This is a genomic window from Streptomyces sp. MMG1121, assembly GCF_001280015.1.
Taxonomy (GTDB): domain Bacteria; phylum Actinomycetota; class Actinomycetes; order Streptomycetales; family Streptomycetaceae; genus Streptomyces.
On the sequence record NZ_LGDV01000202.1, the window covers coordinates 47,523 to 71,736 of the forward strand.

The following is a 24,214-nucleotide window of genomic DNA, read 5'->3' on the forward strand; positions in this document are numbered from 1 at the left end:
ACGAACCGAAGGACCTCTCTCCCATGACCCCCCTGCCCGAGATCAGCCGCCGCTCCTTCATCGGCACCGCCGCGGCCGGAGCCGCCCTCGCCGCCGGCATACCCGGCACCGCGGAGGCCGCGGGCGCCCGGCACGGCAGCATCGCCGACGTCAAGCACGTCGTCATCCTGATGCAGGAGAACCGCAGCTTCGACCACTACTTCGGCACCCTGAACGGCGTCCGCGGCTTCGACGACCGCCAGGCGACGGTCCTCTCGAACGGCGACTCGGTGTTCCGCCAGCCGGACCGCGGCCGCGAGGAGGGCTACCTCCTGCCCTTCCGCATGGACACCACCAAGTACAACGCGCAGAACGCGGCCGGCCTCCCGCACGACTGGGACACCGGTCACACGGCTGTCAACGGCGGCGCCATGGACAAGTGGGTGCAGGCCAAGGGCGAGCACACCATGGGCTACTTCACCCGCGACGACATCCCCTACCAGTACGCCCTCGCCGACGCCTTCACCCTGTGCGACGGCTACCACTGCTCCCTGAACGGCCCCACCGACCCCAACCGCCTCTACCTGTGGACCGGCACCGCCGGCCCCGGCGTCGACGGCACGACCGGCCCCTGGACCGACAACACGCCGGTCACGAACAACCCGGTGGCCGACTGGACGACGTACGCCGAGCGCCTGGAGAAGGCCGGCATCACCTGGCGCGTCTACCACAACCCCGACGGCTCGGACGACCGCAACGGCGACTACGACGACAACGCGCTGTCGTACTTCAAGCAGTTCCACGAGTTCCCCAAGGACGACCCGCGGTACGTCAACGCGATGACCAAGTGGGACCTCACGGCCTTCGACCAGCACTGCAAGGACGGCACTTTGCCCACCGTCTCCTGGCTGGTGGCGCCGTACCTGTTCTGCGAGCACCCCAACGCCAGCCCCGACTACGGCGCCCACTGGGTCGACACCGCGCTGCAGTCGCTGTTCTCCAACCCCGACGTGTGGAAGCACACCGTCTTCCTGCTCATGTACGACGAGAACGACGGCTACTTCGACCACGTCATCCCGCCGTACCCGGAGCCGGGCACCAAGGACGAGTTCGCGAACGGCAAGCCCATCGGCCTGGGCAGCCGGGTGCCGCTGTGGGTCGTGTCGCCGTGGTCGCGCGGCGGCTGGGTCAACTCCCAGGTCTTCGACCACACCTCGGTACTGCGCTTCCTGGAGCGCGTCACCGGCGTGCAGGAGCCCAACATCTCCGACTGGCGGCGCACCGTCTGCGGCGACCTCACCAGCTGCTTCGACTTCGCCCAGCCCGACTACAGCATCCCCCGGCTGCCCGACACGGTCGCCCTGATGGCCAAGGCCGACGCCGGCGACAAGCTGCCTGCGGTCCCGGTCCCGGACCAGCAGTCCATGCCCGAGCAGGAGAAGGGCGCCCGCCCGCACCGCGCCCTGCCGTACCGCCCGTGGGCCGACGTGCGGGTCGACCGGGCCACCGGCAAGGTCACCTGCACCCTCACCAACGGCGGCAGCGCCGGCTACCACTTCACCGTGCTGCCGAACCTCGCCCTGCCCTTCACCGGCACCCCGTTCACGGTCCCGGCACACTCGTCCCGCGCCTACGTCTGGGACGCCGCCGCCACCGACGGCCGCTACGACTTCTCCGTGTACGGCGCCGACGGCTTCGTCCGCCGCTTCTCCGGCACGGTCGTCCGCGCCGGGCAGGACGATGTGGCGGTGCCGTCGGTCGAGGCCACCCTCCGGTCCCCGGGACGCCCCGAGCACGCCACGGTGGAACTGGAGCTGCGCAACGCCGGCGGCACGCAGACGGCGTTCACCATCACGCCGAACGACTTCGCCGGCGAGGAGCGGACCGTGTGGCTCGGCCCCGGCGACCACACCCGCCTGACCTGGGACACCGACGAGGGCCGCTACGACTTCACGGTCACCGCGGGCACCGGCACCCGGTTCGCCCAGCGCTACGCGGGAACCGTGCACACGGGCTGAGACAGCGCCGGGCGGGATCGGGCGGTCGTCTTCGCCCGGGCCCGCCCGTGGCTGCCGTCAGCACTCGATGATGTTCACCGCCAGCCCGCCGCGGGCCGTCTCCTTGTACTTCACGCTCATGTCCGCGCCCGTGTCCTTCATGGTCTTGATGACCTTGTCCAGGGACACCTTGTGGGAGCCGTCGCCGCGCATCGCCATCTTGGCCGCCGTGACCGCCTTCACCGCGGCCATGCCGTTGCGTTCGATGCAGGGGATCTGGACCAGGCCGCCGACGGGGTCGCAGGTGAGGCCGAGGTTGTGTTCCATGCCGATCTCGGCGGCGTTCTCGACCTGCTCCGGGGAGCCGCCGAGGACCTCCGCCAGCGCGCCCGCGGCCATGGAGCAGGCGGAGCCGACCTCGCCCTGGCAGCCGACCTCGGCGCCGGAGATGGAGGCGTTCTCCTTGAAGAGCATGCCGATCGCGCCGGCGGCGAGAAGGAACCTCACCACGCCGTCCTCGTCCGCGCCGGGCACGAAGTTGATGTAGTAGTGCAGGACCGCAGGGATGATGCCGGCCGCGCCGTTGGTCGGGGCCGTCACCACGCGGCCCCCGGCCGCGTTCTCCTCGTTCACGGCCATCGCGTAGAGCGTGATCCACTCCATGGCGTGGGCCAGCGGGTCGCCCTCGGCGCGCAGCTGGCGGGCCGAGACGGCCGCGCGGCGGCGGACCTTCAGACCGCCGGGGAGGATGCCCTCGCGGGACATGCCGCGCTGCACGCACGCGCCCATCACCCGCCAGATCTCCAGCAGGCCCGCGCGGATCTCCTCCTCCGTGCGCCAGGCCCGCTCGTTCTCCAGCATCAGGGAGGAGATCGACAGACCGGTCTCCTTGGTGAGGCGCAGCAGCTCGTCGCCCGTGCGGAAGGGGTACTTCAGGACCGTGTCGTCGAGCACGATGCGGTCCGCGCCGACCGCGTCCTCGTCCACGACGAAGCCGCCGCCGACCGAGTAGTAGGTCTTCGAGAGCAGCTCGGCGCCCTCGGCGTCGTACGCCCAGACGGTCATGCCGTTGGCGTGGTACGGCAGGGCCTTGCGGCGGTGCAGGATCAGGTCGTCGTCGAAGGAGAACGGGATCTCGTGCTCGCCCAGCACCCGCAGACGGCCCGCCGCCTTGATCGCCGCCACCCGCTCGTCGGCCGACTCCACGTCCACCGTGCGCGGCGAGGCGCCCTCCAGGCCGAGCAGCACCGCCTTCGGGGTGCCGTGGCCGTGGCCGGTCGCGCCGAGGGAGCCGTACAGCTCGCAGCGCAGCGATGCCACCGAGGGCAGCAGGTCCTCGTTGCGCAGGCGGCGGGCGAACATGCGCGCCGCGCGCATCGGGCCGACCGTGTGGGAGCTGGACGGGCCGATGCCGATCGAGAACAGGTCGAAGACCGAGATGGCCACGGACGACTCCTCAAGAGGGGGTGATGCGAAAAAGGTGGTACAGGGTGCGGGCACCGCGCACTCCGGTACTCCCAGTGTGCGCGGTGCCCCGTGAAACGTGTCCTACTTGTTCAGAACCGGGTACAGCGGGTGCTTCCCGGCCAGGGTCTTCACCCGGGCCTTGAGGGCCTCCGCGTCGTACGACGGCTTGAGCGCCTCGGCGATCACGTCCGCGACCTCGGCGAAGTCCTCGGCCGTGAAGCCCCGGGTGGCCAGGGCGGGTGTGCCGATCCGCAGGCCCGAGGTGACCATCGGGGGGCGCGGGTCGTTCGGGACGGCGTTGCGGTTGACCGTGATGCCGACCTCGTGCAGACGGTCCTCGGCCTGCTGGCCGTCCAGCTCGGACGCACGCAGGTCGACCAGGATCAGGTGGACGTCCGTGCCCCCGGACAGGACGTTCACGCCGGCCTCGCGGGCGTCCGCCGCCGTCAGGCGCTCGGCGAGGATGCGCGCACCCTCCACCGTACGGCGCTGGCGCTCCTTGAAGTCCTCGCTCGCCGCGACCTTGAAGGAGACCGCCTTGGCCGCGATCACGTGCTCCAGGGGGCCGCCCTGGAAGCCCGGGAAGACGGAGGAGTTCAGCTTCTTCGCGAAGGCCTGCTTGGCGAGGATGATGCCGCCGCGCGGGCCGCCGAGGGTCTTGTGGGTCGTGGAGGTCACCACGTCCGCGTGCTCGACCGGGTTCGGGTGGAGCCCCGCGGCGACCAGGCCCGCGAAGTGCGCCATGTCGACCCACAGGTACGCCTCGACCTCGTCGGCGATCCGGCGGAACTCGGCGAAGTCCAGCTTGCGCGGGTACGCCGACCAGCCGGCGATGATCACCTTCGGGCGGTGCTCCTTGGCGAGCTTCTCGACCTCGGCCATGTCGACCAGGCCGGTCTCGGCGTCCACGTGGTAGGCGACCACGTTGAACTGCTTGCCGGAGAAGTTCAGCCGCATCCCGTGGGTCAGGTGGCCGCCGTGGGCGAGGTCCAGGCCGAGGATGGTGTCCCCGGGCTGGGCCAGCGCGAACAGGGCCGCCTGGTTGGCGGAGGCGCCGGAGTGGGGCTGGACGTTGGCGTACTCGGCGCCGAACAGCTCCTTGATCCGGTCGATGGCGATCTGCTCGGCGACGTCGACGTGCTCGCAGCCGCCGTAGTAGCGCCGGCCCGGGTAGCCCTCGGCGTACTTGTTGGTGAGGACCGAGCCCTGGGCCTCCATCACCGCGAGCGGCGCGAAGTTCTCGGAGGCGATCATCTCCAGCGTGGACTGCTGGCGGAGCAGCTCGGCGTCGACCGCGGCGGCGATCTCCGGGTCCAGCTCGTGCAGGGGCGTGTTCAGGACGGTCATGGGGCTACGCCTCCTCGCCGGTGGTGAAGGCGGTGTACTCGTCGGCGGTGAGCAGACCGGCCGGCTCGCCCGCGACGCGCACCTTGAACAGCCAGCCGCCCTCGAAGGGGGCGGAGTTCACCAGCGACGGGTCGTCGACGACGTCCTCGTTGACCTCGGTGATCTCACCGGTGACCGGCGAGTACAGGTCGGAGACCGACTTGGTCGACTCCAGCTCGCCGCAGTCCTCGCCCGCGGTCACCGTGGAGCCGACCTCGGGGAGCTGGACGAAGACCACGTCGCCGAGCGCGTTGGCCGCGTGCTCCGTGATGCCGACCGTCGACACGCCGTCCTCGGCGGCCGACAGCCACTCGTGCTCCTTGCTGTAGCGCAGCTGCTGGGGGTTGTTCATGGCCTGAATTCTCCTGTACGCGCGGGAGTGCTGATGAAGGGGGGACTGCGGAAACCGCTGGTGAGCGGGCAGATGTGCGCAGGGTCACGTACTCGCTGCGGGACCGGCCCCGTGCGGGACGTGATCGCGCCCAGTCTCTACTTCTGGCGCTTGTAGAAAGGCAGTGCCACGACCTCGTACGGCTCGTGGCTGCCTCGGATGTCCACGCCGACGCCCTCGGTGCCGGGCGCAGCGTGCGCCGCGTCGACGTAGGCCATGGCGATCGGCTTGCCCAGGGTGGGGGAGGGGGCGCCGGAGGTGACCTCGCCGATCACCGCGCCGCCCGCGACGACGGCGTACCCGGCGCGCGGCACCCGGCGGCCCTCGGCGATCAGCCCGACGAGCACCCGCGGCGGCTCGGAAGCGGCGCGCTCGGCGGCCTGCTCGAGCGCCTCGCGCCCGACGAAGTCGCCCTCCTTCTCGAACTTCACCACGCGGCCGAGGCCGGCGTCGAAGGGGGTGAGGGAGGTGGTCAGCTCGTGCCCGTACAGCGGCATGCCCGCCTCCAGGCGCAGGGTGTCGCGGCAGGACAGGCCGCACGGCACCAGGCCGACGCCCTCGCCGGCCTCGGTCAGCGCCTGCCACAGCTGCACGGCGTGCTCGGGCTTCACGAACAGCTCGAAGCCGTCCTCGCCGGTGTAGCCGGTGCGGGCGATCAGCGCCGGGACGCCGGCGACGGTGCCGGGCAGGCCGGCGTAGTACTTCAGCCCGTCCAGGTCGGCGTCGGTGAGGGACTTCAGGATGCCGGGGGACTCGGGGCCCTGGACGGCGATCAGCGCGTAGGCGTCCCGGTCGTCGCGCACCTCGGCGTCGAAGCCGGCGGAACGCTCGGTGAGCGCGTCCAGCACCACCTGGGCGTTGGAGGCGTTGGCGACCACCATGTACTCGGCCTCGGCGAGCCGGTAGACGATCAGGTCGTCCAGGATGCCGCCGTCGGCCCGGCAGATCATGGTGTAGCGGGCACGGCCGACGCCGACGGAGCCGATGTTGCCGACCAGGGCGTGGTTGAGCAGGGCGGCCGCCTCGGCGCCGGTCACCGTGATCTCGCCCATGTGGGAGAGGTCGAACAGACCGGCCCGGGTCCGCACCGCGACGTGCTCGTCGCGCTCGGAGCCGTAGCGCAGGGGCATGTCCCAGCCGGCGAAGTCGGTCATCGTCGCACCGAGCGAGCGATGCAGCGCGTCGAGTGCGGTATGGCGGAGTTCGGTACTGCTCATCGGTCGGTCGTCTCCCAGGAAAGGCAGGACAGGCGAGGAACGTTCCTCCCCATCTGTCATCGGAACCTGAGAGGTTCGCCACGACCGCCACGGGGACGGTCACGGCTTGCACCTTGGGTGGAGCCACTGTCGCAGCGGCCCGCTTTTCAGATGTGCCTCGCCCGCGCGGTAACGGGGCCTGAGAGATTCAAGGGAGGGACTTGCTCCTTCGGCGCCCCAGCGAAGGCTGCTGGGGACTCTCCCGCGCGGATTCAAACGGCCGGTATGCAGTTGGCGGGCACATCATTGCACGCCGCACCCCCGCCCGTCAGGGCCGCATCTGTAACCGACCTGTGGCAGTACGCGCACCCCACTGCAAGACAGTGCACATTACCTTCTCTTTACATGAAACGGGCATGGAGATTACCTGGCCCACAGGGGAGGACGATCACGGTGAACAGGACCACGGCGTACGCCGCCACCACCGGCATCGCGGTGCCGAAGCAGCCCTGCGCCCCGGCGCGCGAGCGCTGCGCCGACCGCCCCGCCCCGGTCGTCCGCGATCTGCGCGACCGGGCCGGCCGCAGCCCCCGCGCCCTGCTCTTCGGCCCGCAGGACCTGGTGGTGATCACCGGCCTGCCGGGCAGCGGCAAGTCCACCCTGATGCGGCGCGCGGTGCGGGGCCGTCGCGTCGACTCCCAGGACGCCCGCGACCGCTGGGCCGCCCGCATGCCCCGCCTCGTCCCCTACGCGCTCTACCGCCCCCTGGTCCGCCTCGCCCACTACGCCGGCCTGCGCCGCGTCCTGCGCACCGGCGAGGGCGTCGTCGTGCACGACTGCGGCACCCAGGGCTGGGTGCGCGGCTGGCTCGCCCGCGAGGCCCGCCGCCGGGGCGGCACCCTGCATCTGGTGCTGCTCGACGTCACCCCCGAGACCGCCCGCGCGGGCCAGCGCGAGCGCGGCCGGGGCGTCTCCCGCTACGCCTTCGTCCGCCACCGCCGTACGACCGCCCGGCTGCTCGACGCGGTCGAGCGGGGCGCACTGCCCGCCGGCTGCGACGCGGCGCTGCTCCTGGACCGGGCCGCGGCGGACGTCCTGCACCGGATCGTGTTCACGGGGGGCGGTGTTGTCACAGCCACCCGCTAGCCTTCATGGTCACAGCAGTGGTTCCCAGCAGGCGGTAGGCAGATGGACTTCCCGGCGGACATTCCCGCGGACTTCCCGGCACAGGCGCACCCCCACCCGCACGGCGGTTGGCCCGGCAACGAGCTGGAGGAGGTGCTCTCGGCCTCCCTCGGCATACCCGCGGCGGCCGGCCGGATCATCGAGGTCCTCGGCCGCAGCTTCCTGTGGATCCCGTTGCCCAACGGCGGCGGCCCCGGCAGCGGCCCGCTCGACCTGCCCACGCTGGACATCGAAGGCCAGGTACACGTCCCGGTGTTCAGCTCGGAGGAGCAGCTGCGCCAGGCGGCCGGCTCCCACATGGCGTACACCATCGCCCCCGCCGTCGAGTTCGCCCGCGGCCTGCCCCCACAGGTCGGCATCGCGGTGAACCCGGACGCGCTGGTCGGCATCCCGCTCCCGCCGGCCGCGGTGGCCGAGCTGTGCCGCGCGGGCCGCACCCCCCTCGACGGCCCGAACACCGGCGGCCGGGTCCGCCTCTTCGAGCCCGACTGGCAGGACGACCCGGTCGACTTCCTCTCCGCCGCGTCCGCCGAGTTCGCCGAGACCGGCGTGGTCCGCAGTGCCCGCCGCTGCCTGGCCGCCATCGAGACGGACGAACCGGTCATGTTCGTCGGCGTGGAACTCGCCCAGTGGGAAGGCGACCTGCGCACCCGCCCCATGGACGCCCTGGGCCGGGCCCTGGGCAAGGTCCCGGTCATCTGGCCGGTCAGCCTGGTCCTCCTGGACGTGACGGACGACCCGGTGGCGGAATGGCTGAAGGCGAACGTCCGGCCCTTCTACCAATACGGTCACTGAATCCGCCCGCGGGGCGCGGGGCCGTGCTCGACGTGCGGCTCCGCCGCGCGGGCGCGACCGGTCACGAACGATCCGCACCCGCGCCCGAACCCGGGGCAGCTCCCCCGCAGACGCTTAAGCTGTCTTTGAACGCAGGGCACTGAAGAGAAGGGCACGACAGGTGAGCGCGAGCCACAGCGGCAGCGTCGAGCACACGCTGCGCCAGGTCACGCCCGGACGCTACGACGCCTACGAGGCCCTGCTGCGTGCCCTCGCCACCCCGTCCTCCGGCCAGATCTGGATGCTGCTGTGGCACGGCCAGTCCGGCTCCCCGGACGCCCAGTACGGGAACATGGAGGTCGACGGCTTCCACTACGCCCCCTGCGTGACCTCCGCCCAGGAGCTCTCGGCCAGCGGCTGGAACCGGTCGTACGAGGTCGTCGACGGCCTCGACGTGGCCCGCACCCTGTACCCGGACCACTACGGCCTCTGGCTCAACCCGCACGCTCGGGGCGGTGGCGTCGGCATCCCCTGGCTGGACCTGCGGCGCATCGCCACCGGCCTGGACCGCCAGCCCGCCGGACCCCTCCGGCTCACCGAACCCGGCATCGAGATCCCGCAGTTCTACGCCCTGCTCGCGCAGAACGCCCACCGCACCCCGGCCCTGCGCTCCCTGCGCCGCGCCTGGGTGCAGCCCGCGCTCGGGGCGCCGTACCTCGCGATCGGCCTCGACGTGTACGACGCCTCCCCGGCCGCGGTCGACTCGGTGCGCGCGATGATGCAGCAGTCCGTCGGCGCCGTCCCCGAGGGCCTGCCGGTGTCGACGGTCACGATGACCGACGACTACGACCCGGTCGTGATGTGGATGCGGGCCGGCGCCCGTCCGTTCTACGACCGCGAGGCCTACGCGGCCGTCCCCGACCGGGTTCCCGGCTACGAGTACCCATAACCGGCGAGGTCATCCGTCGGGCTTGCCCCCGCCGACGGACACACGTCGCCCGAAGCCGTTCGTTACAGGGGTGGTCCCGGACCGACTGGGCCAATTCCTCCAGCACGCCATCATGCTGACCGAGTGTCAGCCGGGCCTCGGCCCGCAGGGCGAGCGCGGACAGGTACATCTCGTCCGGCCCGGTGCTCAGCCGCTGCACCAGTTCCGGTGACGCGTCGCCGGCCAGGACCGATCCCTGCCAGTTCTCCAGCGCGCGGTCGAGCAGTACGGCGCACGCGCCGGGGCTGGACACCCGGTCGGCCTGGCGGACGAGCGCCTGGAAGCGGCGGACGTCCACGGACTCGGGGTCCACACGCAGCGCGCATCCCGCACCGTCGGAGGAGACGACCGACATCTCTCGCTGCGCGGCCTCTCCCTGCAACGAGCGGCGGAGCCGGGAAACGTGGGCGTGCAGACTGGCACGAGCGCTGCTCGGCACGGTCTCGCCGGCCCACAGGAGCATGCGGCGATCATGAGTCAGGCAGCAAAACCCCGCAAGTACATTGACGATCTGCGGGAAAAGCCGCGAGAGCTGCCCAGATGGGGTGCTCTGCGGGCCCCAGTGACTCTCCTCGTCCCGTTCGGCAGGGGCCCTGCCCTGTTCGGATAACGGAACACCTCGTACTGCATCACGGTTGCGCATACTTTCGCCGTCAGGCCTGGCGGGTGATCGCAACGACGCTGAAGACTCCCCACTCAGACATGAGGCCGAGACCTCGTGATCGATGGCAAGTCGACAAAGCCGCAATCCGCGGCAGGCGCAGGCCGGTTACCACCGGCGAGAGGGGTCGCTCACCGTGACCGCACCGATCGAGACCACCGGGGCGGCAGCCGACGCGCAGCCGGAGGCTGTGCTGGCGGGTGCCGAGAAGGGGCAGATCGAGGGTCGTTCCCTGGGGCAGATCGCCTGGTCCCGGTTCAAGCGGGACAGAGTCGCCGTCGCCGGCGGCGTCATCGTGATCCTGCTGATCGCCCTGGCGATCCTCTCGCGCCCCATCCAGGCCATGTTCGGCCTCGACCCCAACGCCTTCCACCAGAACCTGATCGTCCCCGACACCTCGCTGCCCAAGGGCGGTTGGGGCGGCATGAGCCTGGACCACCCGCTCGGCGTGGACCCCAAGTTCGGCCGGGACATCGCGACCCGCATCCTCGAGGGCTCCTGGGTCTCGCTGGTCGTCGCCTTCGGCGCCACGATCCTGTCCAATGTGCTCGGCGCCGTCATGGGTGTCGTCGCGGGCTACTACGGCGGCCGGGTCGACTCGATCATCAGCCGCCTGATGGACATCTTCCTCGCCTTCCCCCTGCTGCTGTTCGCCATCGCCATCTCCGCCACCCTCCAGGGCGGCGCCTTCGGCCTCAACGGACTGCCGCTGCACCTGAGCGTGCTCATCTTCGTGATCGGCTTCTTCAACTGGCCCTACCTGGGCCGGATCGTGCGCGGTCAGACCCTCGCCCTGCGGGAGCGCGAGTTCGTCGACGCCGCCCGCGGCATGGGCGCCAAGGGCCCGTACATCCTCTTCCGTGAGCTGATGCCCAACCTGGTCGGCCCGATCATCGTCTACTCGACGCTGCTCATCCCGACCAACATTCTCTTCGAGGCGTCCCTGAGCTTCCTGGGCGTCGGCATCCAGCCCCCGCAGGCCTCCTGGGGCGGCATGCTCCGGGAAGCGGTCACCTACTACCAGGTCGATCCCCAGTACATGATCGTGCCCGGCCTCGCCATCTTCATCACCGTCCTGGCGTTCAACCTGCTCGGCGACGGTCTCCGCGACGCTCTCGACCCCCGCAGCCGCTAGGCAGCACCCGAGAGCCCCATCAAGTTTCCGATCAATGGAGGGGAAGCAGACCATCATGCGAAGGTCAGCGCTGGCCGCGGTCGCGGCCATCGGCTCCGTAAGCCTGTTGCTCGCAGGCTGCAGCAAGGCCGATGACAACAAGGACAACCCGAAGGCGGCCGGCGCCAACGCGGCGACCAAGGGTGTCGTCAACGCGTCCGACAAGAAGGGTGGCACGGTCACCTACGAGATGTCGGACGTGCCGGACTCGTTCGACCCGGGCAACACCTACTACGCGTACATGTACAACTTCAGCCGGCTGTACGCGCGCCCGCTGATGACGTTCGCGCCCGGCCCGGGCCAGCAGGGCAACAAGCTCGTCCCGGACCTCGCCGAGAGCAAGGGCGTGTCCAGCGAGGGCGGCAAGACCTGGACGTACAAGCTGCGTTCGGGCCTGAAGTACCAGGACGGCACGCCGATCACCTCGAAGGACGTCAAGTACGCCGTCGAGCGGTCCAACTTCGCGCGTGACGTGCTCTCGCTCGGCCCGAACTACTTCCAGCAGTTCATGAAGGACGGCGACAAGTACAAGGGTCCGTACAAGGACAAGAGCGCCAAGGGCCTGTCCTCGATCGAGACGCCGAACGACACCACGATCGTCTTCCATCTGAACCGCGCGTTCCAGGAGTTCGACTACCTGGTCTCGGCGCCGCAGACGGCCCCGGTGCCGCAGTCCAAGGACGACGGCGTCGACTACGTCAAGCACATCGTGTCCTCCGGCTCCTACCAGTTCCAGAGCTACCAGGAGGGCAAGCAGGTCGTCCTGGTGCCCAACAAGAACTGGGACCCGAAGACCGACCCGCTGCGCAAGCAGATGGCCAGCAAGATCGTCGTCAACCTGAAGGTCAACCCGGACACGATCGACAAGGACCTGCAGTCCGGCGACGCCACCGTCGACCTCGCGGGCTCCGGCGTCCAGGCCTCCACCCAGGCGCAGCTGCTCAACTCCGCCGACGGCAAGGCCAGCACCGACAACACCTACGGTGGCCGCCTGGTCTACATGGCGATCAACACCAAGGTGAAGCCGTTCGACAACGTGGCCTGCCGCAAGGCGGTCCAGTACGCCATCGACAAGGTCTCGGTGCAGACCGCCGAGGGCGGCCCGATCCGCGGTGAGATCGCCTCCACCGTCCTGCCGCCGGACATCACCGGCTACCAGAAGGCGGACGCCTACGCGACCGCGGACAGCCACGGTGACATCGCCAAGGCCAAGGACCAGCTGAAGGCCTGTGGCAAGACCGCGATCAACACCAACATCACGGCGCGCTCCGACCGCCCGCAGGAGGTCGACGCGGCCACGGCGATCATCAGCTCGCTGAAGAAGGTCGGCATCAACGCCACCCTGAAGCAGTACCCGCAGGGCAAGTACTTCACCGACTACGCGGGCGTGCCGAAGTTCACCGAGCAGCAGAACATCGGCCTCATGATGATGCAGTGGGGTGCCGACTGGCCGTCCGGCTACGGCTTCCTGCAGCAGATCCTGAACGGCAAGGCGATCAGCCAGTCCGGCAACACCAACCTGTCGCAGTACGACAACAGCAAGGTGAACGACCTGCTCGGCCAGGCGATCGCCGAGCCGGACACGGCCAAGCGCAACGCCCTGTACGCGCAGATCGACCAGCAGACGATGAACGACGCCGTTCTGGTCCCGCTGACCTACTTCAAGGTCCTGCTGTACCGCTCGCCGTACGCCACCAACGTGGTCTCCACGGCCGCCTTCAGCGGTGAGTACGACTACCTCAACCTCGGCACCACGAAGAAGTAGCAGCCCCGGAAGGCAGGTGAAGGCATTGGTGTCCGCGGGCCAGCCGCCCGCGGGCACCAGCGCCGGCTCCCGTGATCTCGTACATCCTCCGCCGGACGTTCGCGGCAGTGATCCTGCTGCTGGTCGTCACCGCGGTCACCTTCGCCATCTTCTTCCTGCTGCCGCGACTCGCCGGCCAGACGGCGGACCAGCTGGCGCAGCAGTACCTCGGCAAGAGTCCCTCGCAGGCGGACATCGCCGCGGTCAAGCACAATCTCGGTCTGGACCAGCCCGTCTACGTCCAGTACTGGCACTTCGTCAAGGGGATCGTGGCCGGTGCCGACTACAACATCGGTCCCACCACGGTGCACTGCGACGCACCCTGCTTCGGCTACTCGTTCAAGACCCATGAGGCGGTCTGGCCGCAGCTCACCTCCCGCCTCCCGGTGACCGTCTCGCTGGCCGCGGGCGCCGCCGTGCTGTGGCTGGTCTCGGGCGTCCTCGTCGGCGTCATATCGGCCCTCAAGCCGCGCTCGATCTTCGACCGCACCTTCATGGGTGTCGCGCTCGCCGGTGTCTCGCTGCCCATGTTCTTCACGGGCAACCTGGCGATCCTGCTCTTCACCTACCAGTGGCCGATCTTCGGCCGCACCTACGTGCCGCTCACCGAGAGTCCCTCGGAGTGGGCCAACACCCTCTTCCCCGCGTGGTGTTCGCTCGCCCTGCTGTACTCCGCCATCTACGCCCGGCTCACCCGCTCGGGCATGCTGGAGACGATGAGCGAGGACTTCATCCGCACGGCGCGGGCGAAGGGCCTCAGAGAGAGTGTCGTCGTCAGGAGGCACGGTCTGCGCGCCGCCCTCACCCCGATCATCACCGTCTTCGGCATGGACCTCGGCCTGCTGCTCGGCGGTGCGGTGATCACCGAGACCGTGTTCTCGCTGCACGGCATCGGGCAGTACGCGGTGCAGGCCATCGACGACAACGACCTGCCCCCCATCCTCGGCGTGACCCTGCTCGCCGCCCTCTTCGTCGTCATCGCAAATCTCGTGGTGGACGTGCTCTACGCCGCCGCCGACCCGCGGGTGAGGCTCTCGTGACCGAACTCTCCAAGACGGGCGCCGCCGTGGGCGAGCCCACCTCCGCCGGAACGGCGCCCGACGCCTTCCTCGAGGTCCGCGACCTCAAGGTGCACTTCCCGACGGACGACGGCCTGGTCAAATCCGTCGACGGGCTGTCCTTCTCGCTGGAGAAGGGCAAGACCCTCGCCATCGTCGGCGAGTCGGGCTCCGGCAAGTCGGTCACCTCGCTCGCCGTCATGGGCCTGCACCGGCTCGGCGCGCGCGGCAAGAACGTGCAGATGTCCGGCGAGATCTGGCTCGACGGCCAGGAACTGGTCTCCGCCTCGCCGGACGAGGTGCGCAAGCTCCGCGGCCGCCAGATGGCGATGATCTTCCAGGACCCGCTGTCCGCGATGCACCCCTACTACAAGGTCGGCGACCAGATCGTCGAGGCGTACCGGGTGCACCACAAGGTCAGCAAGAAGGCCGCCCGCCGGCGGGCGATCGAGATGCTCGACCGGGTCGGCATCCCCGAGCCGGCCAAGCGTGTCGACAGCTATCCGCACGAGTTCTCCGGCGGTATGCGCCAGCGTGCCATGATCGCCATGGCGCTGGTCAACAACCCCGAACTGCTCATCGCGGACGAGCCGACCACCGCCCTCGACGTGACGGTCCAGGCGCAGATCCTGGACCTGATCCGCGATCTGCAGAAGGAGTTCGGCTCCGCGGTCGTCATGATCACCCACGATCTGGGCGTGGTCGCCGAGATCGCCGACGACGTCCTCGTGATGTACGGCGGCCGGTGCGTGGAGCGCGGCCGGGCGGACGAGGTCTTCGAGAAGCCGCAGCACCCCTACACCTGGGGCCTGCTCGGCTCGATGCCCCGCATCGACCGCGAGACCTCCGAACGGCTCATCCCGGTCAAGGGCCAGCCGCCGAGCCTCATCAACGTCCCCTCTGGCTGCGCCTTCCACCCGCGCTGCCCGTACGCGGACATCCCCAAGGGGAACGTCACCCGCACGGTGCGCCCCGAGCTGGAGCAGGTGGGCACCGGGCACTTCTCCGCCTGCCACCTCTCGGCCGAGGACCGCGAGCGGATCTGGACCGAAGAGATTGCGCCGAAGCTGTGAGTGAGACGAAGAAGACGGACACCGCCGCCGAAGCCCCGGTCCCGAAGCAGGCGCCGGCCCAGGAGGAGCGGGAGGTGCTGCTCAAGGTCGAGAACCTGACCAAGCACTTCCCGATCAAGAAGGGCATCCTGCAGCGCCAGGTCGGCGCCGTGAAGGCCGTCGACGGCATCGACTTCGAGGTGCGCAAGGGCGAGACCCTCGGCGTGGTCGGCGAGTCGGGCTGCGGCAAGTCGACCATGGGCCGGGTCATCACCCGCCTGCAGGACCCGACCGGCGGCACGATCACCTTCGAGGGCCAGGACATCACGCGGATGTCCACCGGGCAGATGCGTCCGCTGCGCCGCGACATCCAGATGATCTTCCAGGACCCGTACGGTTCCCTGAACCCCCGCCACACCATCGGCTCCATCGTCTCGGCGCCCTTCCGGCTGCAGGGCGTGGAGCCCGAGGGCGGGGTGAAGAAGGAGGTCCAGCGGCTCCTGCAGCTGGTCGGTCTGAGCCCGGAGCACTACAACCGCTACCCGCACGAGTTCTCCGGCGGTCAGCGCCAGCGCATCGGCATCGCCCGCGCGCTCGCCCTGAAGCCGAAGCTGGTCGTCGCCGACGAGCCCGTCTCGGCGCTGGACGTGTCGATCCAGGCGCAGGTCGTGAACCTCATGGACGACCTCCAGGAGGAGCTCGGCCTCACCTACGTGATCATCGCGCACGACCTCTCGGTCGTCCGGCACGTCTCGGACCGCATCGCGGTGATGTACCTCGGCAAGATCGTCGAACTCGCCGACCGGGACTCGCTGTACAAGGCGCCGATGCACCCGTACACCAAGGCGCTGATGTCGGCGGTGCCGGTCCCGGACCCGAAGCGCAAGAGCACCAAGAGCGAGCGCATCCTGCTCAGGGGCGACGTGCCCTCCCCGATCGCGCCGCCGAGCGGCTGCCGCTTCCACACCCGCTGCTGGAAGGCGACGGAGATCTGCCGCACCACGGAGCCGGTGCTCAAGGAGCTGAGGCCGGGTCAGCGGGTGGCCTGTCACCACCCGGAGAACTTCGCCGACCAGGCCCCGCAGGACACGGTCCTGCTGTCGGCGGCGAAGGAGGCGACCCAGCTGGTGGCCGACGAGGTCCTGGCGGAGTCCGCCCAGACCTCGAAGGCACTGGCCACGGCGGTGGCCGAGGGAGAGGTGGGCTCCGAGGAGGCCACGGCCGGCGAGGCGTCCGAGGAGGCCCCGGCAGCCGAGGCGCCCGAGGTTTCCGAGAAGGCTGCGGCTTCCGAGGAGACGGAGACCTCGGAGGGGACGGAGAGCGCCGAAGAGGCCGAGGCTTCGGAGGAGACGGAGAGCGCCGAGGAGGCTGCCGTTTCCGAAGAGGCCGAGGCTGCGGAGGAGACAGAGGCCTCCGAAGAGCCGCCGGCCGCCGAGAAACCCTCGGCCTCCAAGGACTGACGACGCCCCGGACCACCGGGTGATGCCCCGCTCTCCGTGCCGTACGGAGGGCGGGGCATCGGTGTGTCGGCGGCTACTCCCTGGTGGAGTGCGTCCTGTGTACAGGCCGTCCGAAAGAGCCGTCCGAAGGAAACGGACCGTCGCTGAGTAACAATGTGGGGTGCTTCAGCCTCTCTTCACCCCCTCCGTGCAGCACACGCTCGATGTCATCGGCATCTTCGTGTTCGCGATCTCCGGCGCGCTGCTCGCCGTCCGGAAGAACTTCGACGTCTTCGGCATCGCCGTCCTCGCCGAGGTCACCGCGCTGGGCGGAGGGCTGTTCCGCGACCTGGTCATCGGGGCCGTACCACCGGCCGCCTTCACCGACCTCGGGTACTTCGTCACCCCGCTGTTCGCCACGCTCGTCGTCTTCTTCCTGCATCCGCACGTGGAGCGGATCCAGGCGGCGGTGCTCGTCTTCGACGCGGCCGGCCTCGGCCTGTTCTGTGTCAGCGGTACGACGAAGGCGTACAGCTACGGCCTCGGCCTCACCGCGTCGGCGACGCTGGGCCTCGCGACCGCCGTCGGCGGCGGTGTGCTCCGGGACGTGCTCGCCAACGAGGTGCCGTCACTGCTGCGCTGGGACCGCGATCTGTACGCGGTCCCAGCGATCGTCGGCGCCACGATGGTGGTGGTGTGCATTCGCTACGACGCCCTGACCCCGTTCACCAGCGGGCTCGCGGTCGTCACGGCTTTCGCACTCCGCCTGCTCGCGATGCGTTTCCACTGGCGAGCTCCGCGCGCGTGGAACCGCCGGTCGACGGTGACCGAGGACTGAGCGGGGTCGACGTGTGGGTGTGCCGGGCGGGGGTGCCGTGTCCCGTCATCTGCGCGGTCAGCCACTCGAACACGGCCGGCACCTGCGGCTTCCACAGCGCCATCGAGTGCCCGCCCGCGCTGCGCGGCAGGAACACCACCCGTACGGACGTCGGCGGCTTCGCGATCTGCTCCAGCGCCACACCGGCCTGATAGCCGTCACCGTTCTCGCCGGAGAGGTACAGCGCGACCTTCGGCGGGGTGCGGTAGTTCTTCAGGATGTAGTACGGGTTGTTGGCCCGCCGCAGCTCGACGCTCCCCGCGGCCAGCGAGTTGCGCTCGCCGATCGGGTCGTTGTAGCCGGAGAGGCTGATGGCGGCCCGGTAGCGGTCGGGGTGCGCGACGGCGAGCTTGGCCGCGCAGTGGGCGCCGGCCGAGTAGCCGGCCGCGGCCCAGCCGTCCGGCGCGGACTCCGCCCGGAAATTGTCCGTGATCATCTTCGGCACGTCGATGCTCAGCCAGCTGTCCGCGTTCACCGTGCCGGGGATGTTGGCGCACCCGGTGTCGATCTTGGCGATCAGGTTGGTCCGCGGGGACACCAGGATGAACGGGGCGACCTGGCCGCTCTTCATGAGCGGCTCCAGCTGCTCGTGCACCTTCATGGAACCGAACCAGGCCTTCGCGGAGCCGGGGTAGCCCGAGAACAGCTCCACGACCGGGAACTTCTTGTTCTTGTAGGCCGGCTCGTTGTACTGCGGCGGCAGCCAGACGTAGACCTCGGCGTTCACGCCCGACACCCGGCCCTTGAGCTGGGTGACCTTGACCCCGCCGGCCGCGTGCATACCGGGACCGTCGGCCTGGGTGAACTTCTGCTGCACCTTGGGCAGCCGCTTGTACGCGATGCCGCCGGTGCCGTCGGCGCCGAGGTTGGCGGCCTGCTGCACATGGTTGCCGGTGCCGAGCAGGTCGGCCCAGTTGTCGTAGAGGTTGTTGGAGTTGTTGACCAACACGAAGATCAGCGTGACGGCGGTGCCCTGGGCGAACAGCAGCATCAGCACCCGCGCCACGACACGCAGGGCCTTGGGCCCGCGCACCCGCGACCACACGGCGAGCGGCAGTATCAGTGCGACCACGGCCAACACGATCGTGGTGTAGAGGAACGGAGTCCCGGTGAGGCTCATGTCCCCATAGAGGGGAATCAGTGGCCCGAGGTTGTGGACGTGTCCGGGCACTTACTTAGAAATTGCCGGATCCTCACCCGGACGGGCGATCCGGGCGGGACCCGAAGGAGAGCCTCCAGGGTCCGGGCGGAAAAGCTACCGCTTAGTAGTTTCCTGTTGTACCGTTCATCCATGCCAGAAGCAGCTTCCGCACCCGCCGCGCCGGCCCTGACCGGCGACAGCGAGTTCGACCGCGACACCGCGGTCACCCGGCGCGAGCCCGGCGTCTACGACATCGACCTCTCGGCCGGCTGGACCATCATCAGCGCCGTGAACGGCGGCTATCTGCTGGCCGTGCTGGGCCGGGCCCTCGCGGACACGCTCCCGCACCCGGATCCCTTCACCGTCTCCGCGCACTACCTCACCGCGTCCCACCCCGGCCCCGCGGTCATCCGCACCGAGACGGTCCGCACCGGCCGCACCCTCTCCACCGGCCAGGCCTCCCTCTTCCAGTACGACGACGAGGGCAACGAGGTCGAACGCATCCGCGTCCTCGCCTCCTACGGCGACCTCGCCACGCTCCCCGACGACGTCCGTACGACCGCGCAGCCGCCCGCGATCCCCCCGCTGGAGCACTGCTTCGGCCCCGAGGACGGCCCCGCCCCGGTCGAGGGCAGCTCGGCGATCGCCGACCGGCTGATGCTGAAGCTGGACCCGTCGACCCTCGGCTGGGCGCTCGGCGCGCCCTCCGGCAGGGGCGAGATGCGCGCCTGGTTCGGCCTGGCCGACGGCCGTGACGCGGATCCCCTCTCGCTGCTGCTGGCGGTGGACGCCCTGCCGCCCACGGCCTTCGAGATCGGTCTCAAGGGCTGGGTCCCCACGGTGGAACTCACGGTCCACGTCCGCCACCGCCCGGCCCCCGGCCCGCTGCGGGTGTCCATCACCACCCGCAATCTGGCCGGCGGCTTCCTGGAGGAGGACGCCGAGGTCTGGGACACCGACGACCGTCTGGTCGCCCAGTCCCGCCAACTCGCCCGCGTCAGGCTGGGCTGACGACGGCGCACGGCCTGATCCGGAATTGACAGCCGACGGACAGCAGGCGCCCAAGTGCCCCCCAGACGGCGTTGGTTGAGTGCGGCCCTCAGGACTTCCTCATCCTCACCGGAGCTGACTCCCATGAAGCGTGCACGACTCGCCCCCGCCGTCGCCCTGCTGGCACTCTCCCCGCTGCTCCTCGCCGCGTGCGGCTCCGGCGACTCGTCCTCCTCCGGCAGCGGCAACTCCGGTCGGCAGCAGGCCTGCAAGGCGCCGTCCGGCATGCCCGCCGGCGGCGCCTCCCGCCGGCCGGGCGGGGCGCCGTCCGGTATGCCGTCGGGGGCGTCCACGGTGAAGCCGACCGGTACGCCCAGCGGGATGCCGTCGGGCATGCCGAGCGGTGCGCCGGGAGGTCAGGGCGGATCCGGCGGCGGCTGTGGTGGGCCGGGCGGCGGCCAGGAAGCGGGCCGGAACGGGGGCCAGGCCCAGCAGGGCTGAGCGAAGGGCCGGCGGTCCCGCGACGGCGGGGGGGGGGGCGGCCCCCGGGGGCGGCCCCCCCCCCCCCCCCCCCCCGCGGGCGGGGCCCGCCCGGCCGAGGGCCCGCGCCACCGGCTTCTGCAAACTCCTCCCCCGGGCCGGCGGGGGGGGGGGGGGGCCCCGCGGGGGGGGCCCCCCCCCCCGCCGTCGCGGGACCGCCGGCCCTTCGCTCAGCCCTGCTGGGCCATCAGCAGGTCGTCGTCGTTCCAGCCGGCGGCCTGCGGGTCCTTGGCCAGCTCGGCCTTCACCTCCTCGGCGAACCGGACCAGTTGGGCCCGGATGGCCTCCCGCACCGGCTGCACCCCGCCGTGCCGCTCGCGCGCGATGAAGCGGACGTGGGCGGGGAAGGCGTCCACGTGATCGGCGATCAACCCGATGGCGCGCGTGATGCGTTCCTCGCTGCCGCCCGCCGTCGACACCGTCGTCCGCACCATCGGGTGCAGGCTGCCCAGCGCCTCGTCGACCAGTGCCACGCCGAGGTCGGCGGTCGAGCGGAAGTGCCGGTAGAAGGCGGTCGGGGCGACGCCGACGGCCCGGGTGACCTCGCGCAGACCCAGGCTGCTCAGGCTCTGCTCCTCCAACAGCGCGAGCGCGGCGTCGAGGAACGCCTGCCGGGTCTTCTGCTTCTGCGCCTGCCGGATGCCGAGGGTGTGACTCATGTCATCCAGTTAACAACTGTTCTCTGGAATTGAAAAGCCGTGGGGCGCGCTAGACTCTAAGTCAGTGAACAACTGTTACTACAACTGTTCACCCAAACTTCACACCGGCCCGATACGAGTCATCTCGTACGTGGCATCTCGGAGGGGGGATCTGATCCCATGCTGTTCCTCGTCGCCGCACTCATGCTGCTCGGAGTCGTGCTGGGCACCGTCGCCCACGCGCCGCTGACCGTCACCGGCCTCATCGCCGCCGTCATCGTCGTCTGGCTCGGCGTCTTCGCGGCCCGCGAGTACCTCGGTCGCCGGCGCCGTACGCCGGCCGACCGTCCGTCCGTCACGACTTCCAGGAGCTGAGCACCATGCATCTCACCGCACCGGTCACGGGCGGCACCGACACCCGGACGCGCACCCGGGACGCCGACGGCATGGCCGTGGCGTCCTTCATCCTCGGCCTGCTCGGCCTGCTCGTCCTCAATATCTGCCTCGGCCCGATCGCCATCGTCCTGGCCGCGGTCGCCCTCGGGCGAGGCACCGCACGCCGGGGCCGGGCCTGGCTGGGACTGGCCCTGGGTGTGGCGGATCTGGCGGTCCTGGTCATCGCGATGCAGGTGTCGAACACGATCTCCTGGAGCCTGTGAGGCAGGACGACCGCCACAGCCGTCACTGCCGTCGGCAGTGGTCGCGCCGGGCGGGGGAGGTTCTCGGGTGTCAGGCCGCCGAGCTCCGGCGTAAGTCGGCCAAGGCGCATCCGGGGCCGAGGCCGGCCGCGAGGGGCCCGTAGAATCGGCGTCACCATGGCTTACCTCGACCACGCCGCGACAACCCCCATGCTCCCGGAGGCGGCAGAGGCATTCACTGCCCAGCTGAGCATCACGGGCAACGCCTCCTCCCTCCACGCAGCCGGCCGCCGGGCCCGCCGCACCGTCGAGGAGTCCCGCGAAACCCTCGCGGAAGCGCTGGGCGCCCGCCCCAGCGAGGTCGTCCTCACCTCGGGCGGCACCGAGGCCGACAACCTCGCCGTCAAGGGCCTGTACTGGTCCCGCCGCGCCGCCGACCCGGCCCGTACCCGGGTGCTGGCCAGCCCCGTCGAGCACCACGCCGTTCTCGACGCCGTCCACTGGCTCGGCGAGCACGAGGGCGCGACGGTCGAGTACCTCCCCGTCGACTCCTACGGCCGCGTCCACCCCGACGCCCTGCGCGAGGCCGTCGCCCGCGACCCCGACGACGTCGCCCTGGTCACCGTGATGTGGGCCAACAACGAGATCGGCACGATCCAGCCGGTCCGTGAACTCGCCGACATCACCGCGGAGTTCGGGATCCCGCTGCACGCCGACGCGGTCCAGGCCTTCGGCCAGCTCCCGGTCGACTTCGCCGCCTCCGGCCTCGCCGCGATGACCGTCTCCGGCCACAAGATCGGCGGCCCGTACGGCATCGGCGCCCTGCTGCTCGGCCGTGAGTACGCCCCCGTCCCCGTCCTGCACGGCGGCGGCCAGGAGCGGCACGTCCGCTCCGGCACCCTCGACGTCCCCGCGATCGCCTCCTTCGCCGTCGCCGGCCGGCTCGCCGCCGAGGGGCGCGAGCGGTTCGCGCGTGAGATCGGCGCACTGCGGGACCAGTTGGCCGACGCCGTCCGCGCCGCCGTACCGGACGCGATCCTCGGTGGTGACCCGGCGCCCGGCGGGCGTCTGCCGGCCAACGCCCACTTCACCTTCCCCGGCTGCGAGGGCGACTCGCTGCTGCTCCTGCTGGACGCCCAGGGCATCGAGTGCTCCACCGGCTCCGCCTGTACCGCGGGTGTCGCCCAGCCCAGCCATGTGCTGCTCGCCACCGGCATCGACCCGGAGCTGGCCCGCGGCACCCTGCGCTTCTCGCTCGGCCACACCTCCACCCAGGCGGACGTGGAGGCCGTCGCGAAGGCGATCGGTCCGGTGGTGGAGCGCGCCCGGGCGGCGGGGCTCAGCTGAGCGGCGGCGAGGCGGCACGGGCCGGGACGTGAAGCGACCTACGAGGCGGGTTCCCTTCGCCGGCATGGTCCGGATCAGGTAGCTGGGGGTCGCCTTCCGGTCCAGTCCTTGCGACCTTCCGGCCTCTCAGCCCGAGCGTCGACGTCGGCACCAGCGGAGATCTCGTACCTCTCGGTGAAGGGAGATCCTGTATCTCGCGCTGCAGTCGGCTACTCCGCTTGGACTCCCTCACTCGTCTCGCAGGTCTTCCATTAGCATAAATCCCCCCTTATCGGACAGGAAGGGGGTGGGCCTTGATTTTTTTCGGAGCCGGTTCCCAGGGCCCGTACCCTGGAAGGGCTATGACTGAGACCCCGCAGCGCCCCCTCCGCGTCCTCGCCGCCATGTCCGGTGGAGTCGACTCCGCCGTAGCCGCCGCGCGCGCCGCGGAAGCCGGCCACGACGTCACCGGCGTCCACCTCGCGCTCTCCGCGAACCCGCAGTCCTTCCGCACCGGCGCGCGGGGCTGTTGCACCATCGAGGACTCCCGCGACGCCCGCCGCGCGGCCGACGTCATCGGCATCCCCTTCTACGTCTGGGACCTCGCCGACCGCTTCCGCGAGGACGTGGTCGAGGACTTCGTCGCCGAGTACGAGGCCGGCCGCACCCCCAACCCCTGCCTGCGCTGCAACGAGAAGATCAAGTTCGCCGCGCTGCTCGACAAGGCGCTCGCCCTCGGCTTCGACGCCGTCTGCACCGGGCACTACGCGCAGGTGATCGTGGGCGAGGACGGCACCCGCGAGCTGCACCGCGCCTCCGACATGGCCAAGGACCAGTCGTACGTCCTCGGGGTGCTGGACGACCAGCAGCTCGCCCACGCCCTGTTCCCGCTCGGCGACACGGTCACCACCAAGCAGGAGATCCGCGCCGAGGCCGAGCGCCGGGGCCTGGCCGTCGCCAAGAAGCCCGACTCGCACGACATCTGCTTCATCGCCGACGGCGACACCCAGGGCTTCCTGGCCCAGCGGCTCGGCAAGGCGGAGGGCGACATCGTCGACGAGTCCGGCACCAGGCTGGGCACGCACGAGGGCGCGTACGGCTTCACCATCGGCCAGCGCAAGGGCCTCAGGATCGGCACCCCGGCTCCCGACGGCAAGCCGCGCTACGTCCTCGACATCTCCCCGGTGACCAACACCGTCACCGTCGGACCCGCCGCCGCCCTGGACGTGACCGCCCTGACCGCGATCAAGCCCCGCTGGTGCGGCACCGCCCCCGCCGGCCCCGGAACCTACACCGCCCAGCTGCGCGCCCACGGCGGCGAGACCGAGGTCACCGCGGAACCGGTCGACGGCGGACTGCGCGTCACCTTCACCGAGCCGGTCCGCGGCGTCGCCCCCGGGCAGGCGATCGTCCTGTACGACGGCACGCGCGTGGTGGGCTCGGCGACGATCGCGACGACCACGCGCGCGAAGACCGCGACGGTGTAGCGCTCCAGGACCATCGCCGGGACCGC

21 protein-coding genes, 2 pseudogenes and 1 riboswitch are annotated in these 24,214 nt (G+C 70.5%); of the genes and pseudogenes, 16 read left to right on the forward strand and 7 right to left on the reverse strand.

What is annotated here, in order from left to right; translation table 11 throughout:
* Window positions 1–23: 23 nt before the first annotated feature.
* Entirely contained in the window at window positions 24–1,997 is a 1,974-nt protein-coding gene (locus ADK64_RS26985) for a phosphocholine-specific phospholipase C (protein ID WP_234384711.1), read from the forward strand.
* A gap of 57 nt (window positions 1,998–2,054) precedes the next feature.
* On the opposite strand, the gene ADK64_RS26990 is transcribed toward ADK64_RS26985, so the two are convergent.
* The 4 genes from ADK64_RS26990 to gcvT all read right to left on the reverse strand — a co-directional run bounded on the left by ADK64_RS26990 (window position 2,055) and on the right by gcvT (window position 6,437).
* A complete protein-coding gene (locus ADK64_RS26990) occupies window positions 2,055–3,422 on the reverse strand; it encodes an L-serine ammonia-lyase (protein ID WP_053662914.1) in 1,368 nt (455 codons plus the stop codon).
* A 102-nt stretch (window positions 3,423–3,524) separates the two neighbouring features.
* Window positions 3,525–4,790 (reverse strand): serine hydroxymethyltransferase, encoded by a 1,266-nt coding sequence (gene glyA, locus ADK64_RS26995; protein WP_053662916.1) that lies wholly within the window; start codon window positions 4,788–4,790, stop codon window positions 3,525–3,527.
* A gap of 4 nt (window positions 4,791–4,794) precedes the next feature.
* Window positions 4,795–5,181 carry a glycine cleavage system protein GcvH gene (gene gcvH / locus ADK64_RS27000; protein ID WP_053662918.1) on the reverse strand — a complete coding sequence of 129 codons (387 nt, stop codon included), beginning with the start codon at window positions 5,179–5,181 and terminating at the stop codon, window positions 4,795–4,797.
* 137 nt (window positions 5,182–5,318) lie between these two features.
* On the reverse strand, window positions 5,319–6,437 hold the full coding sequence (gcvT, locus tag ADK64_RS27005; RefSeq protein ID WP_053662920.1) for a glycine cleavage system aminomethyltransferase GcvT: 1,119 nt from the start codon (window positions 6,435–6,437) through the stop codon (window positions 5,319–5,321).
* A gap of 156 nt (window positions 6,438–6,593) precedes the next feature.
* Window positions 6,594–6,691, reverse strand: a riboswitch (glycine riboswitch).
* 178 nt (window positions 6,692–6,869) lie between these two features.
* On the opposite strand from gcvT, the gene ADK64_RS27010 reads away from it, so the two are divergent.
* The 3 genes from ADK64_RS27010 to ADK64_RS27020 all read left to right on the forward strand — a co-directional run bounded on the left by ADK64_RS27010 (window position 6,870) and on the right by ADK64_RS27020 (window position 9,324).
* Window positions 6,870–7,562, forward strand: coding sequence for an AAA family ATPase (locus tag ADK64_RS27010; protein ID WP_053662922.1), 693 nt, complete (start codon window positions 6,870–6,872; stop codon window positions 7,560–7,562).
* Window positions 7,563–7,604: 42 nt separating this feature from the next.
* Window positions 7,605–8,396 carry an enhanced serine sensitivity protein SseB gene (locus ADK64_RS27015; protein ID WP_053662924.1) on the forward strand — a complete coding sequence of 264 codons (792 nt, stop codon included), beginning with the start codon at window positions 7,605–7,607 and terminating at the stop codon, window positions 8,394–8,396.
* A 160-nt stretch (window positions 8,397–8,556) separates the two neighbouring features.
* Window positions 8,557–9,324: an enhanced serine sensitivity protein SseB C-terminal domain-containing protein gene (locus ADK64_RS27020; RefSeq protein WP_053662926.1), complete on the forward strand. Its 768-nt coding sequence runs from the start codon at window positions 8,557–8,559 to the stop codon at window positions 9,322–9,324.
* A 49-nt stretch (window positions 9,325–9,373) separates the two neighbouring features.
* Here ADK64_RS27020 and ADK64_RS49115 read toward each other — a convergent pair.
* Window positions 9,374–10,006 (reverse strand): annotated as a pseudogene (locus tag ADK64_RS49115) (AfsR/SARP family transcriptional regulator); the annotation flags it as partial.
* A gap of 154 nt (window positions 10,007–10,160) precedes the next feature.
* On the opposite strand from ADK64_RS49115, the gene ADK64_RS27025 reads away from it, so the two are divergent.
* From ADK64_RS27025 to ADK64_RS27050, 6 genes are all read left to right on the forward strand, one after another.
* Window positions 10,161–11,159, forward strand: coding sequence for an ABC transporter permease (locus tag ADK64_RS27025; protein WP_053662927.1), 999 nt, complete (start codon window positions 10,161–10,163; stop codon window positions 11,157–11,159).
* 34 nt (window positions 11,160–11,193) lie between these two features.
* The gene (locus ADK64_RS27030; RefSeq protein WP_053662929.1) at window positions 11,194–12,963 is read left to right on the forward strand and encodes an ABC transporter substrate-binding protein; all 1,770 of its coding nucleotides are present in this window, start codon (window positions 11,194–11,196) and stop codon (window positions 12,961–12,963) included.
* A 71-nt stretch (window positions 12,964–13,034) separates the two neighbouring features.
* Window positions 13,035–14,042 carry an ABC transporter permease gene (locus ADK64_RS27035; RefSeq protein ID WP_053662931.1) on the forward strand — a complete coding sequence of 336 codons (1,008 nt, stop codon included), beginning with the start codon at window positions 13,035–13,037 and terminating at the stop codon, window positions 14,040–14,042.
* Window positions 14,039–15,133: an ABC transporter ATP-binding protein gene (locus tag ADK64_RS27040; RefSeq protein WP_053662933.1), complete on the forward strand. Its 1,095-nt coding sequence runs from the start codon at window positions 14,039–14,041 to the stop codon at window positions 15,131–15,133. The genes ADK64_RS27035 and ADK64_RS27040 overlap by 4 nt, the downstream gene beginning before the upstream one ends.
* On the forward strand, window positions 15,130–16,572 hold the full coding sequence (locus ADK64_RS27045) for an ABC transporter ATP-binding protein (RefSeq protein WP_053662935.1): 1,443 nt from the start codon (window positions 15,130–15,132) through the stop codon (window positions 16,570–16,572). The genes ADK64_RS27040 and ADK64_RS27045 overlap by 4 nt, the downstream gene beginning before the upstream one ends.
* Before the next feature lie 160 nt (window positions 16,573–16,732).
* The gene (locus ADK64_RS27050; protein ID WP_053662937.1) at window positions 16,733–17,389 is read left to right on the forward strand and encodes a trimeric intracellular cation channel family protein; all 657 of its coding nucleotides are present in this window, start codon (window positions 16,733–16,735) and stop codon (window positions 17,387–17,389) included.
* Here ADK64_RS27050 and ADK64_RS27055 read toward each other — a convergent pair.
* Window positions 17,298–18,548, reverse strand: a complete 1,251-nt coding sequence (locus ADK64_RS27055; RefSeq protein ID WP_053662939.1) for an alpha/beta hydrolase — start codon at window positions 18,546–18,548, stop codon at window positions 17,298–17,300. The two genes, ADK64_RS27050 and ADK64_RS27055, sit on opposite strands and share 92 nt — an antisense overlap.
* A 171-nt stretch (window positions 18,549–18,719) precedes the next feature.
* Between ADK64_RS27055 and ADK64_RS27060 the strand changes: the two genes are divergently transcribed.
* Both ADK64_RS27060 and ADK64_RS27065 read left to right on the forward strand, forming a co-directional pair.
* Complete coding sequence (locus tag ADK64_RS27060) at window positions 18,720–19,580, forward strand: thioesterase family protein (RefSeq protein ID WP_053662940.1); 861 nt, start codon at window positions 18,720–18,722, stop codon at window positions 19,578–19,580.
* Between the two features lie 123 nt (window positions 19,581–19,703).
* A complete protein-coding gene (locus ADK64_RS27065) occupies window positions 19,704–20,060 on the forward strand; it encodes a hypothetical protein (protein ID WP_053662942.1) in 357 nt (118 codons plus the stop codon).
* 224 nt (window positions 20,061–20,284) lie between these two features.
* On the opposite strand, the pseudogene ADK64_RS27070 reads toward ADK64_RS27065, so the two are convergent.
* Window positions 20,285–20,758, reverse strand: a pseudogene (locus ADK64_RS27070) (TetR family transcriptional regulator); the annotation flags it as partial.
* A gap of 159 nt (window positions 20,759–20,917) precedes the next feature.
* Here ADK64_RS27070 and ADK64_RS27075 point away from each other — a divergent pair.
* The 4 genes from ADK64_RS27075 to mnmA all read left to right on the forward strand — a co-directional run bounded on the left by ADK64_RS27075 (window position 20,918) and on the right by mnmA (window position 24,188).
* Window positions 20,918–21,112: a hypothetical protein gene (locus tag ADK64_RS27075; RefSeq protein WP_053662944.1), complete on the forward strand. Its 195-nt coding sequence runs from the start codon at window positions 20,918–20,920 to the stop codon at window positions 21,110–21,112.
* A gap of 5 nt (window positions 21,113–21,117) precedes the next feature.
* On the forward strand, window positions 21,118–21,396 hold the full coding sequence (locus tag ADK64_RS27080) for a hypothetical protein (RefSeq protein ID WP_053662946.1): 279 nt from the start codon (window positions 21,118–21,120) through the stop codon (window positions 21,394–21,396).
* A 156-nt stretch (window positions 21,397–21,552) separates the two neighbouring features.
* Window positions 21,553–22,722: a cysteine desulfurase family protein gene (locus ADK64_RS27085; protein WP_053662948.1), complete on the forward strand. Its 1,170-nt coding sequence runs from the start codon at window positions 21,553–21,555 to the stop codon at window positions 22,720–22,722.
* A gap of 341 nt (window positions 22,723–23,063) precedes the next feature.
* Window positions 23,064–24,188 carry a tRNA 2-thiouridine(34) synthase MnmA gene (mnmA, locus tag ADK64_RS27090; protein ID WP_053662950.1) on the forward strand — a complete coding sequence of 375 codons (1,125 nt, stop codon included), beginning with the start codon at window positions 23,064–23,066 and terminating at the stop codon, window positions 24,186–24,188.
* The last annotated feature ends 26 nt before the right edge of the window (window positions 24,189–24,214 follow it).

Bases quoted from the DNA above. Each gene is read 5' to 3' on its own strand.
- gcvT (WP_053662920.1), bottom strand. From the start codon at position 6,437: ATGAGCAGTACCGAACTCCGCCATACCGCACTCGACGCGCTGCATCGC.
- ADK64_RS27075 (WP_053662944.1), top strand. From the start codon at position 20,918: ATGCTGTTCCTCGTCGCCGCACTCATGCTGCTCGGAGTCGTGCTGGGC.
- mnmA (WP_053662950.1), top strand. From the start codon at position 23,064: ATGACTGAGACCCCGCAGCGCCCCCTCCGCGTCCTCGCCGCCATGTCC.
- gcvH (WP_053662918.1), bottom strand. From the start codon at position 5,181: ATGAACAACCCCCAGCAGCTGCGCTACAGCAAGGAGCACGAGTGGCTG.
- ADK64_RS27080 (WP_053662946.1), top strand. From the start codon at position 21,118: ATGCATCTCACCGCACCGGTCACGGGCGGCACCGACACCCGGACGCGC.
- ADK64_RS27055 (WP_053662939.1), bottom strand. From the start codon at position 18,548: ATGAGCCTCACCGGGACTCCGTTCCTCTACACCACGATCGTGTTGGCC.
- ADK64_RS27085 (WP_053662948.1), top strand. From the start codon at position 21,553: ATGGCTTACCTCGACCACGCCGCGACAACCCCCATGCTCCCGGAGGCG.
- ADK64_RS27015 (WP_053662924.1), top strand. From the start codon at position 7,605: ATGGACTTCCCGGCGGACATTCCCGCGGACTTCCCGGCACAGGCGCAC.
- ADK64_RS27065 (WP_053662942.1), top strand. From the start codon at position 19,704: ATGAAGCGTGCACGACTCGCCCCCGCCGTCGCCCTGCTGGCACTCTCC.
- glyA (WP_053662916.1), bottom strand. From the start codon at position 4,790: ATGACCGTCCTGAACACGCCCCTGCACGAGCTGGACCCGGAGATCGCC.
- ADK64_RS27030 (WP_053662929.1), top strand. From the start codon at position 11,194: ATGGAGGGGAAGCAGACCATCATGCGAAGGTCAGCGCTGGCCGCGGTC.
- ADK64_RS26985 (WP_234384711.1), top strand. From the start codon at position 24: ATGACCCCCCTGCCCGAGATCAGCCGCCGCTCCTTCATCGGCACCGCC.
- ADK64_RS27060 (WP_053662940.1), top strand. From the start codon at position 18,720: ATGCCAGAAGCAGCTTCCGCACCCGCCGCGCCGGCCCTGACCGGCGAC.